The organism is Acidovorax sp. GW821-FHT10E04 (genome assembly GCF_059415185.1).
The window spans coordinates 113,545-130,942 of the sequence record NZ_JBWKMT010000001.1; the positions used below are offsets into that span (position 1 = coordinate 113,545).

The following is a 17,398-nucleotide window of genomic DNA, read 5'->3' on the forward strand; positions in this document are numbered from 1 at the left end:
CTGCACTCGCCGCGCTTGCGTATCCATGTTGCCCTTGCCCCCCGATGACGCTGTTGCCCTGTCGTGTGACAGTCCCGATGCCACGCCGGCGCCACGCGACGGCGGCGTGGGCCACGCACCGGCAGCCGCGCCCACTGCGGCGGCGCCGCACATGTTCCTGGACAGGGACCACAGCATCCTCGCGTTCAACGAACGGGTGTTCGACTGGGCCGTGAGAACGGATGTGCCGCTGCTGGAGCGGCTGCGCTACCTGTGCATCGTGTCGTCCAACCTGGACGAGTTTTTTGAAGTGCGTGCCGCGCCGCACATCACCGCGGCCCAGAAAGGCGAGACCCAGGGCCTTTATTCGACGGCATCCTTCGAAGCCGTGGCCGCCAAGGTGCACGGGCTGGTGGACCGGCAGTACACGCTGTACAACGAGTCCCTGGTGCCTGCGTTTGCCGCCCATGGCATCCGGATCGTCGGGCATGGGGAGCGTTCGCCCGCCCAGAAGCGCTGGGTCCACGAGTATTTCGTGGGCGAGGTGCGGCCGCTGCTGATCCCGGTGGGGCTGGACCCCGCGCACCCCTTTCCCCAGGTGGCCAACAAGTCCCTGAACTTCATCGTGCGCCTGAAGGGGCACGATGCATTCGGGCGAGAGAACGAGATCGCCATCGTCAAGGTTCCCAGGGCCCTGCCCAGGCTGATTCGCATGCCTGCCCGCGTGGCACCCTCGGAAGCGCTTTTCGTGAGCCTTTCCAGCATCGTGCGGGCACACCTGGACGAGCTCTTTCCGGGGCGCGAGGTGACGGAGTTCTCGCAATTCCGGGTGACGCGCCATTCCGACCTCGCGCTGGACGAGGAGGATGTGCGCAATCTGCGGACAGCCCTGCGCCAGGGCTTGCAGCACAGGCACTATGGGCAGGCCGTCCGGCTGGAAGTGTCCGCGGGATGTTCGCAATTCCTGTCCGACTTTTTGCTGGCGCAGTTTGCCTTGCCCCCCGCCGCCTTGTACCGGGTACCCGGGCCCGTGAACCTGGTGCGCCTGACCCAGCTGGTGGACCTGGTGGATGCGCCCGCCCTGCTGTTTCCGACCTGGAATTCCGCCTGGCCACGGCAATTGCAGGCCGGAGTGTCCATCATGGAGCAGCTGCGCCAGCGCGACGTGCTGATCCACCAGCCGTTCGAGAGCTTCGACGGACTGCTCGCCTTCCTGCGCGAGGCCGTCAACGATCCCGACGTCCTCGTCATCAAGCAGACGATCTACCGCACCGGTGGCGATTCCGAACTCATGGACCTGCTGACCGAGGCCGTGCGCCGGGGCAAGGAGGTCATGGCGGTCGTGGAACTCAAGGCCCGCTTTGATGAGGAAGCCAACATCAACTGGGCGGAGGCGCTGGAGTCGATTGGCGCGCAGGTGGTGTATGGCGTGGTGGGGCTCAAGACACATGCCAAGATGCTGCTGGTCACGCGCAGGGAAGGGCGCCAGCTGCGGCGGTACGGGCACCTGTCCACCGGCAACTACAACGTGCGCACGGCACGGCTCTATACCGACCTGAGCTATCTCACTGCCGACGAGGAAACCACGGCGGACATGGACGGGGTGTTCAACCACCTCGCGAGCCAGAACCGCCCGCCCAAGCTGCGCAAGCTGATGCTGGCGCCGTTCCATCTGCACCGGCGCATGCTGGAGAAGATCGAGCAGGTGGGGCAGGCCGCGAGCCGGGGAGAGGATGCGCGCATCGTGGCCAAGATGAATGCCCTGACCGATGAAGCCTTGATGCGCGCGCTGATTCTGGCCGCCCAGCGCGGAGCGCGCATCGACCTCATCGTGCGCGGGGCCTGCATGCTCGCGGCCCAGGTGCCCGGGGTGACCGACAACATCCGGGTGCGCTCGGTGATCGGCCGCTTCCTCGAGCACACGCGGGTCTTCTACTTCCGCTGCGGCAGCGACGAGGACCTGTACCTTTCCAGTGCCGACTGGATGAACCGCAACATGATGCGGCGCGTGGAACTGGCCTGGCCCGTGACGGACCCGCGCCTGCGGCAGCAGATCGTTGACGAGTGCCTGGTGGCCTACCTGCACGATGACCGGGACGCATGGACGCTGAATGCGCAGGGAGGCTATGACCGGGCACCCCGCCCCGAGGACGGAGTGGGCGCCCAGGACGCCCTGATGGTCCGCTACGGACCGGCCCCTTCCCCGGAGCAACTCGACCAAGGGACAGCATGATGGATCTCATCCTGTGGCGACATGCGGAGGCGGAAGAAGCCGCTGAGGGGGGTGATGACCTGGCGCGGGCCTTGACGCCGCGGGGCGAAAAGCAGGCAGCGCGCATGGCTGCATGGCTGGACCGGCAGCTGCCCGAGGGCCTGCGCGTGCTGGCCAGCCCCTCGCGGCGCACCGAGCAGACGGCCAGCGCCCTGGGGCGCAAGTTCAAGATGCGGGCCGAGCTGCTGCCGGGCGGGACGCCGCAGGAACTGCTGGACCTCGCACAGTGGCCGCGCGCCAAGGGCACGGTGCTGATCGTGGGCCACCAGCCCATGCTGGGGCAGACCATCGCCCAGCTGATGGGACTGCAGGCTTCGGAATGCGCCGTGCGCAAGGGCTCGGTCTGGTGGCTGAGGCAGCGGCAGAGGCTGGACCAAAGCCAGACATTGCTGATCGCCGTTCAGTCGCCCGAGTTTGTTTGATGCCGGTTGCGCCAGGGGCCGTCCCCGGCGCAGACCGGCTCACTTGCGCGTGGCCTTGGCGGCGGTCCTGGCGGCCGGTGCGGCCGCGGCGACGGGGGCTGCGGCCGCTTGGGCCCTGGGGCGTCCCGTCTTGATGGACGGCACGGCCTGCACTGCGGTGCGCAGTGCGCTGTCGGACATCGCCGCCAGCACCTTCAGGCCGGCGCGCAACAGCTCGCTCTTCTTCACGGGCTGCGCGAGCGCCGCAGAGCGCTGCTTCAGTGTCTCGATGACGGCGTATTCATCCTTCGGGATGGTAAAGCTGTCACGCACCAGCTTGGGCTTCTTGGCCTTGGTGTCCGGGGCAGCCTGCGGCGTGGGTGCTTTTGCTTTGGCGGGCTGGGGCGCGGCCGCAGCCTTCTTAGAGCTGGCCCCTTTCGCCTTGGGGGCGGCAGCAGCGGGCTTCGCGCCCGCTTTCCTGGCCTGCTTGGCGGGAGCCGCTGCCTTGGCGGGTGATTTGGCGGCTACCGCGGCAGAGGGCTTGGCAGGTTTTGCGGGCGCTGTGGCTGTGACTGCGGGGGCGGACGGGGCGGGTGGTGTGGCGCTGGTGGTGGTCATGATGAAGGCAGTGGGTCAATAAATAAACGGTATAAACAGTTTATATAGTTTATTGCCAATGCTCAGGGAAGGTCAACCACCAGTTCCCAGGGCGTCTTCTGCCAGGCCTGGACTTCCTCGCGAAGAAGGTGCGCAGACTGCGGAAAGGCCGCAGCCCAGCCGGGGCGGGCGCGCAGGAGAAAACGCGGCCCTTCGGCTTGCAATGAGAGGCCTGCCGTGTCCGGATCGCGGCGCGCATGGCACAGCGCCACGGACAGGCGCAGGCTCAGCAGCTGCAGCACGAAGACAGGATCTTGCAGGTCCGCGCCGAGCTTGCGCACCTTGCCGCGCTGTCCCTGCACCAGCACGCCCAGGCGATGCAGTTCGGGAACGGCAAACCCGGCGGCATCGGTGTTGTCCAGGATGTAGGCGCCGTGGCGGTGGTAGTCGCTGTGGGATATGCGGCAGCCGATCTCGTGCAGCCGCGCCGCCCAGTCAAGCTTGCGCGACGCTCGCTCGCTGTCGCCGGGCGTGGCCTGCTCGAACAGGGCACACGCGGTGCGCGCCACCCGTTCCGCGTGCTCCATGTCCACGCCAAACCGCTGCATGAGTCCATTGACGGTGGTGGTACGCAGGTCGGTGCCGGGTTGCTCTCTGTCCAGCAGGTCGTAGAGGGCGCCCTGGCGCAAGGCGCCCTGTGCCACCTGCATGTGCTCGATGTCCAGCAGGTCGAAGACGGCGCGCAGCACGCTGATTCCCCCGCCGATGACGGCGCGTCGCTCTTCCTTCAGCCCTTCCAGGCGCACGCGGTCGGCAGACTGGGCGCGCAGCAGGCGCTCGTGCAGCCAGCCCAGCCCGTCCCGCGTGATGAGGCCCTGCGGGCCGCCGGCGGCGGCCAGGATGTCACCCACGGCGCCCGCGGTGCCGGAGGAGCCGTAAGACACGTCCCAGGTCTCGGGGCGGAAGGTTTCCAGCGCTTCGTCCAGCACGGCCTTGGCCGCGATCTCGGCGGCCAGGAACGCCTGGGCCGTGAATTCGCCGTTGGCGAAGTAGCGCTGCGACCAGGCCACGCTGCCCACGCGGTACGAGGCCACGGAGTAGGGTGTGAACTGCTGGCCCAGGATGAGCTCCGTGGAACGCCCTCCGATGTCCACGACCAGGCGGCGCTCGTCGGATTGCGGCAGCAGGCGGGCCACCCCCTGGTAGATCAGCCGTGCTTCTTCCGGGCCCGACACCACATCGATCGGATAGCCCAGCACCTCGCTGCCGCGTGACAGGAACTCGTCCCGATTGCGTGCCTCGCGCAGCGTCTGGGTCGCCACGGCACGGACCTGGGCACGGGGAAACCCCGCCAGCCGCTCCCCGAATCGTGCCAGGCAGGCCCAGCCACGCTCCATGGCGTCGCGCGTCAGATTGCGGTCTTCATCGAGGCCGTTGCCCTGGCGCACGGTTTCCTTGAGGTATTCCACCCGCTGGATATGTCCGAACTCATAGCGCCCGATTTCAAGGCGAAAACTATTGGAGCCGAGGTCGACCGCGGCGAGGCGTGTGCCGTTCTGCATGTATTTCTGGTGGGAGCTTCGTTCGGCATCGTACCGCGAGCGTCAGGTGCATCGGTGCGGCACCCGTCGTCTCCCTCATGGAGGCGGGTGCTGATCGCGAGCCGCCCAGTGTCCGTGGACCGTGTGACAGATTCATGACGGTGCGCGCGGCGTTGGATGACCGTGTGGCGGCTCTGTGCGACGGGGTGCCTTGTGTCACCGAATTGTCATCTTGGGGGCCTAGAGTTCGTGCTGTTCCTGTTAACCCTAGCCAAAAGGTACTGAATAATGAAACGCACATTTCTCAAAACCGTCGCTGTCGCACTGGCCACCATGGCTGTGGGCAGTGCCTTTGCGGCGGACATCACCGGTGCAGGCGCGACCTTTCCGTTCCCCATGTACGCCAAGTGGGCCGAGGCCTACAAGAAGGAAACGGGCACGGGCCTGAACTACCAGTCCATCGGATCCTCCGGCGGCATCCGCCAGATCCGCGCCAAGACCGTGGCTTTCGGCGCCACCGATGCGCCCGTGTCCGGCGCCGACCTGGACAAGGACGGCATGGTGCAGTTTCCCGCCATCATCGGCGGCACGGTGCCCGTGATCAACCTGGACGGCTTCAAGCCCGGCGAACTGCGCGTGACGGGCCCCGTGCTGGCGGACATCTTCCTGGGCAAGATCGCCAAGTGGAACGATGCCAAGCTCGCCGCGCTGAATCCTGGCAAGACCCTGCCCGACCAGAACATCACCGTGGTACACCGCGCGGATGGTTCGGGCACCACCTTCAACTGGACCGACTACCTGTCGGCGGTCAGCAAGGAGTGGGCTGATTCCGTGGGCAAGGGCGCGGCCGTGAAGTGGCCTGCCGCGTCGTCCGTAGGCGGCAAGGGCAACGAAGGCGTGGCCGCCAACGTGACCCGCGTGAAGGGCGCTGTCGGCTACGTGGAATACGCCTACGTCAAGAAGAACAACATGAACTTCCTGCAACTGCAGAATGCAGACGGCAAGTACGTGAGCCCTGACGACAAGACTTTTGCGGCCGCCGCCGCCAGCGCCGACTGGTTCAGCGTGCCGGGCATGGGCATCTCGATGGTCAACGCCAAGGGCGCGGACAGCTGGCCCGTCAGCACCGCTTCTTTCATCCTGATGTACAAGGACCCCGCCGACAAGGCGCAGTCGGCCGAAGTGCTGAAGTTCTTCGAGTGGGCGTTCAAGAACGGCAAGGGCATGGCCACGGAACTGGACTATGTTCCGCTGCCCGACAGCCTGACCGCCGAGATCCGCTCCAAGGTCTGGTCGCAGATCAAGAAGTAAGCCAGTTGCCCCAGAATACCCCCCATCGGCCGGCTGGTCTGGCTGATGGGTGCTGGTTTGTGGGGCCTCCAGAAGCCAGATGGGAGTCAACATGAGCGTGGGAACCACCATGAGTTCGCAACCTGTGTCCGTCAAGACGACGGACGCCCCCACAGAGTCCATGGTATCGATTGCCAGGCGGCAGCGCCTGCAGGACATCTTTTTCCATCGCCTGACCCAAAGCCTGTCGCTGCTGGTGCTCGCGGCGCTGCTGGGCATCATCGTTTCCCTTTTTGTCTACGCGTGGCCGACATTCCACAAGTTCGGAGTCCAGTTCATCTGGCGCGTGGAATGGGACATCATCAATGAAGAATTCGGTGCCGCGATTGCCATCGTCGGCACCCTGGCGAGTGCCGGCATCGCGCTGCTGATCGCGGTGCCCCTGGCTTTCGGCATCGCCCTTTTCCTCACGGAAACCTGCCCGGTCTGGCTGCGGCGCCCGCTGGGCACGGCGGTGGAGTTGCTGGCGGCCGTGCCTTCGATCATCTACGGCATGTTCGGCCTGTTCGTGTTCGCCCCGCTGTTTGCCGACTACTTCCAGATGCCGGTGCAGAAGCTGCTGGGCTCGATGCCGCTGGTGGGCTTCCTGTTTGGCGGCAGCACCAACGGTTTCGGCATCCTGGCCGCCGGCATCGTGCTGGCGTTCATGGTGCTGCCCTTCGTGGCGGCCGTGATGCGCGATGTGTTCGAGATCGTCCCGCCCATCCTGCGCGAGTCGGCCTACGGCCTGGGCTGCACGACCTGGGAGGTGGTGCGCCGCGTCGTGCTGCCCTATACGCAAAAGGGCGTGATCGGCGGCGTCATGCTGGGCCTGGGCCGCGCCCTGGGCGAGACCATGGCGGTGACCTTCGTGATCGGCAATGCCAACCGCATGCCCACTTCGCTGTTTTCGCCAGGGACGTCCATTGCCTCCACGCTGGCCAATGAATTTGGCGAGGCGGCGGATTTCCACCTCTCCACGCTGTTTGCCCTCGGTTTCCTGCTGTTCGTGATCACGTTCGTGGTCCTGTCGGCCGCCAAGATCATGATGCTGCGCGCCGAAAAGGCCAAGGGCCTCTGAGCCCGCGCCGCACTGCCCATGAACCTCCTTTGAGACAAGCTCCATGGAATTCAACCAACAACTCTACAAAAAGCGCCAGCGCTCCAACGCCGTCGGCCTGACCCTGTCCCTGGGCGCGATGGTGCTGGGCCTGTTCGTGCTGCTGTGGATACTGAGCGTGCTGCTGGCCAACGGCCTGGCCGCGCTGGACCTGAACATGTTCACCCAGTCCACGCCGGCACCGGGCTCCGAGGGCGGCGGCCTGGCCAACGCCATCGTCGGCAGCCTCATGATGGTGGGCTTCACCGTGCTGGTATCGACGCCGATCGGTGTTCTGGCGGGCGTGTACCTGGCGGAATACGGCGACCAGAGCAAGACGGCCGAACTCACCCGTTTCGTGACCGACATCATGCTGTCGGCCCCGTCCATCGTGCTCGGGCTCTTCGTCTACGCGATTGCCGTGGCCACGGTGGGCAACTTCTCGGGCTGGGCTGGCAGCCTGGCGCTGTCGCTGATCGCCGTGCCCGTGGTGGTGCGCACCACCGAGAACATGCTGCGCCTGGTGCCCGGCAGCCTGCGCGAAGCGGCCTTCGCGCTCGGCGCGCCGCGCTGGAAGGTGTCCACCATGGTCACCCTGCGTGCCGCGCGCAGCGGCGTGATGACCGGCCTGCTGCTGGCGGTGGCCCGCATCAGCGGCGAGACGGCGCCCCTGCTGTTCACCGCGCTCAACAACCAGTTTTTCAGCACCAACATGAGCGCCCCCATGGCCAACCTGCCGGTGGTGATCTTCCAGTTTGCCCTGAGCCCCTATGAGAACTGGGTGCGCCTGGCCTGGGGCGGTGCCTTGCTCATCACGCTGTCGGTGCTGATCCTCAACGTCGTGGCACGGGTCTTCCTGCGCGAGAAGAACCGCGTCTGACCCCACGCCAGCCCTCCCCATTGCAGATACAGACCGCCTCCATTTTCAGGAATTGACAATGAACGCCACCGCTACCGCCACCGCCAGCAAGAATGCGCTGGAACTGCGCAACCTGAGCTTCTTCTACGGCAAGTTCCAGGGGCTGCGCAATGTCAGCCTCAACATCGCGGAACACAAGGTCACCGCCTTCATCGGCCCTTCGGGCTGCGGCAAGTCCACCCTGCTGCGCACGCTCAACCGCATGTACAGCCTGTACCCGGGCCAGCGTGCGGAAGGCTCGATCAACTTCTACGGCCAGGACATCCTGGACCCCAAGCAGGACATCAACCTGCTGCGCGCGCGCATCGGCATGGTGTTCCAGAAGCCCACGCCGTTTCCCATGTCCATCTACGACAACATCGCCTTCGGCGTGAAGCTCTACGAGACGCTGAGCAAGAGCGAGATGGACGACCGTGTGGAATGGGCGCTGTCCAAGGCGGCGCTGTGGACCGAGGTGAAGGACAAGCTGCACCAGAGCGGCCTGTCCCTGTCCGGCGGCCAGCAGCAGCGCCTGTGCATCGCGCGCAGCGTGGCCGTCAAGCCCTCGGTGCTCCTGCTCGACGAGCCCACCTCGGCGCTGGACCCGCTGTCCACCGCCAAGATCGAAGAGCTGATCGACGAGCTCAAGCACGACTACACCATCGCCATCGTGACGCACAACATGCAGCAGGCCGCCCGCTGCAGCGACTACACCGCCTACATGTACCTCGGCGAAATGATCGAGTTCGGTGCCACCGAACAGATCTTCTTCAAGCCCGAGCGCAAGGAAACCGAAGACTACATTACCGGCCGTTTCGGCTAAGGAGACAGCAGATGCCCGATAAACATCTTTCGTCCCAGTTCGACAGCGAACTCAACAGCGTGTCCGCCCGTGTCATGGAGATGGGGGGGCTGGTGGAATCGCAGATCCGGCAGGCGGTCTACGCGCTGTCCCAGTTCAGCCTGGAGGCCGTGGAGACCGTGGCCTCGATGGAGACCCGCATCAATGCGATGGAGGTCGAGATCGACCAGGAGCTCTCCTCCATCATCGCCCGCCGCCAGCCCACCGCGCGCGATTTGCGCCTGCTGCTGGCCTTCTCCAAGGCCACGGCCAACCTCGAGCGCATGGGCGACGAGGCCAACAAGATGGCGCGCATGGTGCGCTCCATCATCGAAGGCGGCGCCCCGCGTTCGCTGCCGTCGAGCGACCTGCGCGTGGCAGCCGAGCTGGCCTCGGGCCAGCTGCGCAAGACGCTGGACGCGTTCGCGCGGCTGGACGTCAAGGCGGCCGTGGCCATCCTCAAGGAGGATGACCTCATCGACAAGGAATTCGACGGCTTCGTGCGCAAGCTCATCACCTACATGATGGAAGACCCGCGCACCATCTCGCCCAGCCTGGACCTGTTGTTCCTGGCCAAGGCCATCGAGCGCATCGGTGACCATTCCAAGAACGTGGCCGAGCTGATCATCTATCTGGTCAAGGGCAAGGATGTGCGCCACACTGCCCTCGACGAGATCGAGTCGGCCGTGCTGTAAGAAAGGGCTTTGGCACACCTATGAGAAAGCTCCCACGCGTCCTCATCGTGGAGGACGAACCCGCGATTGCCGAGCTGATTGCCGTCAATCTGCGCCACAACGGATTCCAGCCCTTCTGGGCGGAAGACGGCGACTCCGCCCAGCGCGAGCTCGACGCCGTGCTGCCGGATGTCATCCTGCTGGACTGGATGCTGCCGGGCCAAAGCGGCCTGTCGCTGGCCCGCAAATGGCGTGCCGACAGCCGTACCAAGCCCATCCCCATCCTCATGCTCACCGCCCGTGGCGACGAGCCCGACAAGGTGGCGGGGCTGGATGCCGGTGCCGACGACTACATCACCAAGCCATTTTCCACGCAGGAGCTGCTGGCTCGCATCCGCGCGGTGCTGCGCCGCCGTGCGCCCGAGCAGGTCAGCGACAGCGTGACCATCGGCGAGCTGGTGCTGGATGCCGGCACCTACCGCGTGACCTTCCAGGGCCAGCCGCTCAAGGTGGGCCCCACCGAGTTCAAGCTGCTGCACTTCCTGATGAAACACGCCGAGCGCGTGCACAGCCGCTCGCAGCTGCTCGACAAGGTGTGGGGCGACCATGTGTTCATCGAGGAGCGCACGGTGGATGTGCATGTCAAGCGGCTGCGTGAAGCGCTGGGTGCCGCATCCGTCATGGTGGAAACCGTGCGCGGGGCAGGCTACCGGCTCACGGCCCAGCCGCAGGTGCAGTTGCAGGCGTGATGGCGCAGGCCTGATGTTTGGATGGGGTGCACGGGTTGCGCCCCTGGCGTTGATAAGAAGGCTGAGCTGACCGCATGCTGTGGCGTATTTCGTATTTCCTGCTCTGGCAGATGGCGGGTGGTGGCCTGGGATGGTGGCAGGGCGGCCCCTGGGGCGCGGCCCTGGGCGCGGCCTTGGCGGGCTGGGCCTGGTTTGTATGGGACCTGCTGCGCGGTGCCCGCGTGCTGCGCTGGCTGCGCACGGGCGACCTGGCGGAAGTGCCTGCCATGCGCGGCATCTGGGGCGAGGCGGCGGACCGCGCTCGGCGCCTTCTGCGCAGGCAGCAGGCGCAGATCCGCGACAGCCAGGACCGGCTGCAGGAAATCCTGGCGGCGCTGCAGGCCACGCCCAACGGCGTGGTCTTGCTGGATGCGCAGGGCCGGATCGAGTGGTGCAACCAGATGGCGGCCAACCAGTTTGGTTTTGATGCTCAGCGCGATGTGATGCAATCGATCGGCAACCTGGTGCGCGACCCCGAGTTCACGGCCTACTTCGCCGCCCAGGACTTCACCCACGATGTGGTGCTGGAAGGGCGCTTCAGCACGCCCTCGCGGCCCGTGCGCATCTCGGTGCACCTGCACCCCTACGGGGACGGGCGCACCTTGCTGCTGTCGCGCGATGTCACGGCGCTGGAGCAGGCCGAGGCCATGCGGCGTGACTTCGTGGCCAATGTGTCCCATGAGATCCGCACGCCCCTGACGGTGCTGGCCGGTTTCGTCGAGACCCTGCAGACCCTGCCGCTGAATGCCGATGAGCGAGCGCGCTACCTGGGCATGATGGCGCAGCAGGCGCTGCGCATGCAAAGCGTGGTGCAGGACCTGCTGACCCTGTCGCGCCTGGAGGGCAGTCCGCCGCCCGGCATGGCGGAGTGGACGCCCGTGCAGGCGCTGATGCAGCGGTGCGAGGAAGAGGGCCGCGCATTGTCCGCCCTGCTCACGCAGAACCAGCCGCGCCAGCATGTGATGGTTTTTCCGGCCGTGGACAGCCTGCGTGCCGAAGGCGATATCGCGGGCGTGCCCGCCGAGCTGCAGAGCGCGCTGTCCAACCTCATCAGCAACGCCGTGCGCTACACGCCCGCGGGCGGATCGATCACGGTGGCCTGGCAGCGCAAGGAGGACGGCCGTGCCGTCTTCTCGGTGCAGGACACGGGGCCGGGCATCGCGCCGGAACACCTGCCGCGCCTGACGGAGCGTTTTTACCGCGTGGACCGCAGCCGTTCCCGCGAGACCGGTGGCACGGGCCTGGGACTGGCCATCGTCAAGCATGTGCTGCAGCGGCACGGCGCCACGCTGGACATCTCCAGCACCCTGGGCAAGGGATCGGTGTTCGCGGTCACCTTCCCGGCGAACCGGTTGCGTGTTTTCTCGCTGCCGGATTGACCGCACGCCAGAGCATCGCCAGGAACAGCGCGGCCGTCGCGACCAGCGCCGCTGCGCTCGCGGCCCAGAAAGGCGTAGGCGATGGCTCGGTGGCCCACGGCCCCAGGCCACGATAGGCCAGCAGGTAGCCGCCCCCCAGGCCGGCGCCCCACAGCAGCACGCAATACACCACCAGCGGCGCCACCGTGATGCGGTAGCAGCGCAGCACGAAGACGCACAGTGTCTGCAGCGCATCGGCCGCGTGGTAGGCGGCCACCCACACCATGACCCCTCCCGTCAGGGCCACCACGCCGGTGTTGCCGGAGTACACGCCCCCAATCTGGTCTTTTGCTATTAACAATATAGCTGCCAGCGCAATACCGATCAGTGCTGAGAGCTTGAAACCTATGAAAACCACCTGGCGTGCCCGCGCAGGTTCGCCCGCCCCCAGCCAGTAGCTGACGCGGGCGCTGGTGGCGATCGCCAGCGACAGCGGCACCATGTAGAGCACGGCCGCCACATTGGCCGCAATCTGGTGGGCCGCCGACGCCGTGGTGCCCTGGCGCGCGATGAACAAGGCCATCAGCGTGAACGAGGTCACCTCGACCATGACCGCGAGCCCGGCCGGGATGCCCAGCCGGGCAAAGCCCGCGATGGTGGGCCAGTGAGGGGGGTCCATGCGGCGCCAGATGCGCAGGGGCCCATAGAGATCCTGGGTGCGCAGCAGCCAGACCGCCACCGCGAGCATGCTGCAGTTGACCACCAGCGTGGCCCAGGCGCATCCGACCACGCCCAGCGCGGGCAGCCCGCCGCCGCCGAAGGTGAACCAGACCGACAGGGGCAGCTTCACGAGCAGCGATCCCACCTGCAGCCAGGTCACCAGCTGGGGGCGTCCCAGGGCCTGGTTCAGGGTACTGTAGATCCGAAAGAGCAGGGCGGGTGGCAGCGCCAGGGCCAGCACGGCCAGGTAGCTCTCCACCTCGGTGCGCAGGGCGGGGGGCACCTCGGTCCAGCGCAGCAGGGGCCCCGGCGACAGCAGGATGGCCATTCCCAGCAGCGATGCCGCCCCGCACAGGTACAGCGCCTGCCGCAGGGAGCGGCCCAGGGCGTCCGTCTGCCGGGCGCCGCGCTGCTCAGCCCATACCGGCAGCAGGGCCTGCAGAATCCCGATCAGCGCCACATACACGCTGATGAAGATGGCCGAACCCACTGACAGCGCGGCCAGCGAGGATTCCGCATGGCGCCCGGCAACGATGGTGTCCGTGACACCAAAGGCCATCACGGCCAGCTGCCCCGCCAGCACCGTCACCGCGTGGCGCGAGATGCCCGACAGTTCGGACATCAGCGCGCAGGCCCTGCGCGGCGAAACACCAGGAGGTGGTCGTTCTTGTCGGTGGGGCGGGGAATGGTGGCCCGGGCTTCCCAGCGCGCCGTGTTGACCATGCGCTCGGAAGGCGGCCAGGACGCGATGTCTGCCACCAGCCAGTCGCACTCGTCCTGCAGTCCCGCCCGCTGCAGCGAAAGGCCGCCGTGGTACTGCAGCGCCGCCACCTGGGCGCGGTTCAATCCCACGGTCTGCACGCAGCCCGGTGCCGGCCCGAGTGCCGCCATCACGCTGCGAACCTGGGGCCGGTAGCTGCGGGCGTAGTCCAGAAGCGGCAGCCACAGCGTCATGAGCAGCAGCCAGCCCAGCGCCGCGCCGCCGGCGGGCAGCACCAGGCTTTTCCAGATCGGGGCCCGGTCGCGCGAAGCGCGCCACCAGACCAGGCTGCACCAGCCCACGGTGGCCGCCAGGGCCACGACCAGGGCCAGCGCGGAGAACTCCGGCACGAAGCCGGGGGCCAGCTTGGCCACATTGGCGGCGGGCTTGGCGGGAAACCCGGTCTGCATGGCGATCCAGATGACCCAGATCGCCAACGCCGACACCGTGAAGAACAGCAGCGTGAACCAGTCGATCAGGGCGCCCACGCTGCGCCGCAGCGTGGGCAGCGCGAAGGCCGCCAGCGCGGCCATGGCGGGCAGGCCCAGCAGCAAGGCCCGGTCGGCGGGCTGGGTGGTGGCGGTGGCGGCGACGGATACCGCCACAAACCACAGCGGAAGCAGCAGGTGCCGGTGCCCCTGGCGGCTGACGATCTGCTTGCGCCAGCGCCACAGGGTCCACAGGGCCAGGGGCCAGGCGGGCCATCCAAACCACAGCAGCAGCCGTGCCAGGCTCTGCCACTCCTTGCCCCCGGAGCCGGAGCCCACGATCCGCCAGCGCCACAGGTCCAGGCCCCAGGCCAGCAGCCCCGCCGCCAGCGTGACCGCCGCGAGGGCCAGCGCCCACCGCAGGCGGCGGTCGGAACCGCTGCCGGGCGCATACACCACCACCGCCATGCTGCCCAGCCCGAGCAGGGCCGCGAGCGCGGGAGCCCCGGCCAGCGTCAGGCCGGCCATGCCGGCGACAAGCGCCACGGCGGGCGCGACCGTGCGGTGCGGCATGGCAGCCACCGCGAAGAAGAGCAGCGCCGTGCAACTGAGCTGCGCCAGGTAGCTCGTCACCTCATGCGACAGCTGCGCCAGGCCCAGGCAGGCAATCAGGGCCAGCAGGCCGCCATCGGCGATGGCGCGGGCATAGTCGGGCGGGTTGGCTTCGCCGCCGAAGGCGAAGGCCACGGGCTGGGCCCCCGGGCTGCGCGCGAGGTAGTACACGGCATACCAGGTGGCGGTCAAGGTGATCGCCAGCAGGGCCGCGAAAGGAAAACGCACGGCCATCTCGGCGGACACCCACTGCGGCGCCAGCTGGATGGCCCACGCACCCAGCCAATATGGAAGCAGCCCCTCGGTTTCCGGAGGCATGCCCCCGAGCAAGGGGCTGAGCCACGGAGTGCGCCCCTGTGCCAGCTCCAGCATGTACCCAAATGCCGTGACATCCGCGCTCTTCCAAGGATCGCGCCCGATGAAGCCCGGCACGACGTAGGCGATGCACAGCAGCATCAGCGCCCAGCGTGGAAGGGGGCTGACGGCGTTCTGGGTGACGATGGCGGGGGTCGGTGGATTCACGCGTCAGGGGGCGGCAAAAGCGGAGCCACCGAGAATAAAGGCAAAAGCATAGAAAAAGGCAGCGCGGTTGCCCGGGCTGCCTTTGTGGCGGAGCGCAGAAGGCGAATTACTTCGCTGCGGTCTTGCCGAAACGGTTGCGGAAGCGCTCGACGCGGCCACCCATGTTGTCCACGGACTTTTGCGTGCCGGTGTAGAAGGGGTGCGATTCAGAGGAGGTGTCCAGCTTGAACAGCGGGTATTCCTTGCCTTCGAAGGTTTCCATTTCCTTCGTGTTCACGCACGAACGGGTCACGAACTTGAAGCCGTTGGACAGGTCCGAGAACAGGACTTCGCGGTAGTTGGGGTGAATGCCTTCTTTCATGATCAATCCTTGTCAAGTGCGGGAGCCGTGCTGAACCCGGTGCAACCTTTGCGCCGTGGAACATCCAGCGTACTTTCCGCAGAAAAAGCCCTCTATTATGGCACAGGGCGAATACGTGTCTTCTTCAACGTCGCTGCGCATCCGTCACAGCGATGGAAACCGGCGCGGCCCAAGCCCAGTGCCACCGTGGAACTGGCTCTGCCAGGCCACGGGTGGCGTCCCCCTCCGGGGGAAGGCGCCGAAGGCGACTCAAGGGGGCTTACCCGCCTCGTCGCATCATGTCGAAGAAGTCCACATTGGTCTTGGTGGCCTTCATGTTCTTGATCATGAGCTCCATGGACTCGATCTCGTCCATGTTGTACATGAACTGGCGCAGGATGCGGGTCTTTTGCAGGATCTCGGGCGCCAGCAGCAGTTCTTCGCGGCGGGTGCCGCTCTTGTTGAGCTCGATGGCCGGGAACACGCGCTTTTCGTACAGGCGGCGGTTCAGGTGGATCTCGCAGTTGCCGGTGCCCTTGAATTCTTCAAAGATCACTTCGTCCATGCGGCTGCCGGTGTCGACCAGCGCGGTGGCGATGATGGTGAGCGAGCCACCTTCCTCGACCTTGCGCGCCGCGCCGAAGAAGCGCTTGGGGCGCTGCAGCGCGGCGGCGTCCACACCACCGGACAACACCTTGCCGCTGGAAGGCACGACGTTGTTGTAGGCGCGGGCCAGGCGGGTGATGGAGTCGAGCAGGATCACCACGTCCTTCTTGAGCTCGACCAGGCGCTTGGCGCGCTCGATCACCATCTCGGCCACGTGCACGTGGCGCGCGGCGGGCTCGTCGAAGGTGGAGGCGATGATCTCGCCCTTCACCGTGCGCTGCATTTCGGTCACTTCCTCAGGGCGCTCGTCCACCAGCAGCACCATCAGGTGCACGTCGGGGTTGTTGGCCGTGATGGCGTGGGCGATGTGCTGCATCATCACCGTCTTGCCGCTCTTGGGCGGGGCGACGATCAATGCGCGCTGGCCGCGGCCGATGGGCGCGATGATGTCGATGATGCGGCCGGTGATGTTCTCTTCGCTCTTGACGTCGCGCTCCAGGCGCATCTGCTCCTTGGGGAACAGGGGCGTCAGGTTTTCGAACATCACCTTGTGCTTGTTCTGCTCGGGCGGGCCGTCGTTGACCTTGTCCAGCTTGGTCAGGGCAAAGTAGCGCTCGCCGTCCTTCGGGGTGCGCACTTCGCCTTCGATCATGTCGCCGGTGTGCAGGTTGAAGCGGCGCACCTGGCTGGGGGAGATGTAGATGTCGTCCGTGCTCGCCGTGAAGCTCGTGTCCGGGCTGCGCAGGAAGCCGAAGCCGTCCGGCAGGATTTCCAGCACCCCGTCTGCGAACACCTGCTCTCCCGCCTTGGCGCGCTTCTTGATGATGGCAAACATCAGCTCCTGCTTGCGCATCCGGCCCGTGTTTTCGATTTCGAGTTCTTCGGCCTGCTTCAGGACTTCAGACACGTGCAGTGCCTTGAGTTCGTTTAAGTGCATGGAATGACTCCTTGGCGGAGCTGGTATGAATCTTGGGGGAGGAGGGCTGGTGCCGGATGGGCTGCTGTTTGCAGGTCCGGCTTGCCGGGGATCTCGGTCCGGCTGCCAATGCGTGCAGGCCGGTGATCTGGGGGAATTATGACAGGAAAAAAAGCAGGGGATTCACGCGGGCCGGATTCGGTGGGCGCCGGGCTGGCGGCCCGGGCCATGCGCCTTCATCAAGAAAGCCCCGCATGCCGGGTGATCGCGTGCGGGGCCGGGGCTGGGCCGTCGGTCAGGCCAGTTGCTGGTCGATGAAGGCGGTCAGCTGTGCCTTGCTCATGGCGCCCACTTTCGTGGCGGCCAGCTGGCCATCCTTGAACAGCATCAGCGTGGGGATGCCGCGGATGCCGAACTTGGCGGGAATCTCGCGGTTCTCGTCCACGTTCATCTTGGCGATCTGCAGCTTGCCCTGGTAGGTGCCCGCGACTTCGTCCAGGATGGGGGCAATCATTTTGCAGGGGCCGCACCATTCGGCCCAGTAGTCCACCAGCACGGCGGTGCCGGGTTTCAGCACGTCGGCTTCAAAGCTGGCGTCAGAGACATGTTTGATGAGTTCGCTGGCCATGGCGGATTCCTTGTTTTTGAGCGGGTTGTGACCGGTGTACGTTTAAAGTCTGGGCATTGTGACAGAAACCAATCCCACGTTCACCGGTG

16 protein-coding genes are annotated in these 17,398 nt (G+C 66.3%); 9 read left to right on the plus strand and 7 right to left on the minus strand.

All coding sequences use genetic code 11. The features are described from left to right. Positions 1 to 25 precede the first annotated feature (25 nt). Complete coding sequence (gene ppk1 / locus AC07OC_RS00495; protein ID WP_494600312.1) at positions 26 to 2,212, plus strand: polyphosphate kinase 1; 2,187 nt, start codon at positions 26 to 28, stop codon at positions 2,210 to 2,212. Beyond that, the gene (locus tag AC07OC_RS00500; protein WP_218297665.1) at positions 2,209 to 2,673 is read left to right on the plus strand and encodes a SixA phosphatase family protein; all 465 of its coding nucleotides are present in this window, start codon (positions 2,209 to 2,211) and stop codon (positions 2,671 to 2,673) included. The genes ppk1 and AC07OC_RS00500 overlap by 4 nt, the downstream gene beginning before the upstream one ends. A 39-nt stretch (positions 2,674 to 2,712) precedes the next feature. Here AC07OC_RS00500 and AC07OC_RS00505 read toward each other — a convergent pair whose 3' ends face one another. Further along, positions 2,713 to 3,270, minus strand: coding sequence for a hypothetical protein (locus AC07OC_RS00505; RefSeq protein WP_218297664.1), 558 nt, complete (start codon positions 3,268 to 3,270; stop codon positions 2,713 to 2,715). 62 nt (positions 3,271 to 3,332) lie between these two features. Next, on the minus strand, positions 3,333 to 4,811 hold the full coding sequence (locus tag AC07OC_RS00510) for a Ppx/GppA phosphatase family protein (protein ID WP_218297663.1): 1,479 nt from the start codon (positions 4,809 to 4,811) through the stop codon (positions 3,333 to 3,335). A gap of 267 nt (positions 4,812 to 5,078) precedes the next feature. Here AC07OC_RS00510 and pstS point away from each other — a divergent pair, with 267 nt between their 5' ends. The 7 genes from pstS to phoR all read left to right on the plus strand — a co-directional run bounded on the left by pstS (position 5,079) and on the right by phoR (position 11,798). Further along, on the plus strand, positions 5,079 to 6,101 hold the full coding sequence (gene pstS, locus AC07OC_RS00515; RefSeq protein WP_218297662.1) for a phosphate ABC transporter substrate-binding protein PstS: 1,023 nt from the start codon (positions 5,079 to 5,081) through the stop codon (positions 6,099 to 6,101). Positions 6,102 to 6,180: 79 nt separating this feature from the next. After that, a complete protein-coding gene (pstC, locus tag AC07OC_RS00520) occupies positions 6,181 to 7,200 on the plus strand; it encodes a phosphate ABC transporter permease subunit PstC (RefSeq protein WP_218297661.1) in 1,020 nt (339 codons plus the stop codon). A gap of 43 nt (positions 7,201 to 7,243) precedes the next feature. Then, complete coding sequence (gene pstA / locus AC07OC_RS00525) at positions 7,244 to 8,098, plus strand: phosphate ABC transporter permease PstA (RefSeq protein ID WP_218297660.1); 855 nt, start codon at positions 7,244 to 7,246, stop codon at positions 8,096 to 8,098. Between the two features lie 58 nt (positions 8,099 to 8,156). Further along, complete coding sequence (gene pstB / locus AC07OC_RS00530) at positions 8,157 to 8,939, plus strand: phosphate ABC transporter ATP-binding protein PstB (RefSeq protein WP_218297659.1); 783 nt, start codon at positions 8,157 to 8,159, stop codon at positions 8,937 to 8,939. A gap of 11 nt (positions 8,940 to 8,950) precedes the next feature. Beyond that, complete coding sequence (phoU, locus tag AC07OC_RS00535) at positions 8,951 to 9,652, plus strand: phosphate signaling complex protein PhoU (protein WP_010457902.1); 702 nt, start codon at positions 8,951 to 8,953, stop codon at positions 9,650 to 9,652. Between the two features lie 20 nt (positions 9,653 to 9,672). After that, complete coding sequence (gene phoB / locus AC07OC_RS00540) at positions 9,673 to 10,380, plus strand: phosphate regulon transcriptional regulator PhoB (protein WP_142146933.1); 708 nt, start codon at positions 9,673 to 9,675, stop codon at positions 10,378 to 10,380. A 74-nt stretch (positions 10,381 to 10,454) separates the two neighbouring features. Further along, positions 10,455 to 11,798, plus strand: coding sequence for a phosphate regulon sensor histidine kinase PhoR (phoR, locus tag AC07OC_RS00545; RefSeq protein WP_218341602.1), 1,344 nt, complete (start codon positions 10,455 to 10,457; stop codon positions 11,796 to 11,798). On the opposite strand, the gene AC07OC_RS00550 is transcribed toward phoR, so the two are convergent. The 5 genes from AC07OC_RS00550 to trxA form a co-directional block, all read right to left on the minus strand. Next, positions 11,752 to 13,119 (minus strand): MATE family efflux transporter, encoded by a 1,368-nt coding sequence (locus tag AC07OC_RS00550; protein ID WP_494600313.1) that lies wholly within the window; start codon positions 13,117 to 13,119, stop codon positions 11,752 to 11,754. The genes phoR and AC07OC_RS00550 overlap by 47 nt on opposite strands. Further along, positions 13,119 to 14,819, minus strand: coding sequence for a hypothetical protein (locus tag AC07OC_RS00555; protein ID WP_218341604.1), 1,701 nt, complete (start codon positions 14,817 to 14,819; stop codon positions 13,119 to 13,121). The genes AC07OC_RS00550 and AC07OC_RS00555 overlap by 1 nt, the downstream gene beginning before the upstream one ends. Before the next feature lie 106 nt (positions 14,820 to 14,925). Continuing rightward, positions 14,926 to 15,180 (minus strand): type B 50S ribosomal protein L31, encoded by a 255-nt coding sequence (locus AC07OC_RS00560; protein ID WP_008906759.1) that lies wholly within the window; start codon positions 15,178 to 15,180, stop codon positions 14,926 to 14,928. Between the two features lie 259 nt (positions 15,181 to 15,439). Continuing rightward, complete coding sequence (gene rho, locus AC07OC_RS00565) at positions 15,440 to 16,702, minus strand: transcription termination factor Rho (protein WP_056067265.1); 1,263 nt, start codon at positions 16,700 to 16,702, stop codon at positions 15,440 to 15,442. A gap of 274 nt (positions 16,703 to 16,976) precedes the next feature. Then, a complete protein-coding gene (gene trxA / locus AC07OC_RS00570; RefSeq protein WP_218297655.1) occupies positions 16,977 to 17,309 on the minus strand; it encodes a thioredoxin TrxA in 333 nt (110 codons plus the stop codon). Positions 17,310 to 17,398: the final 89 nt, after the last annotated feature.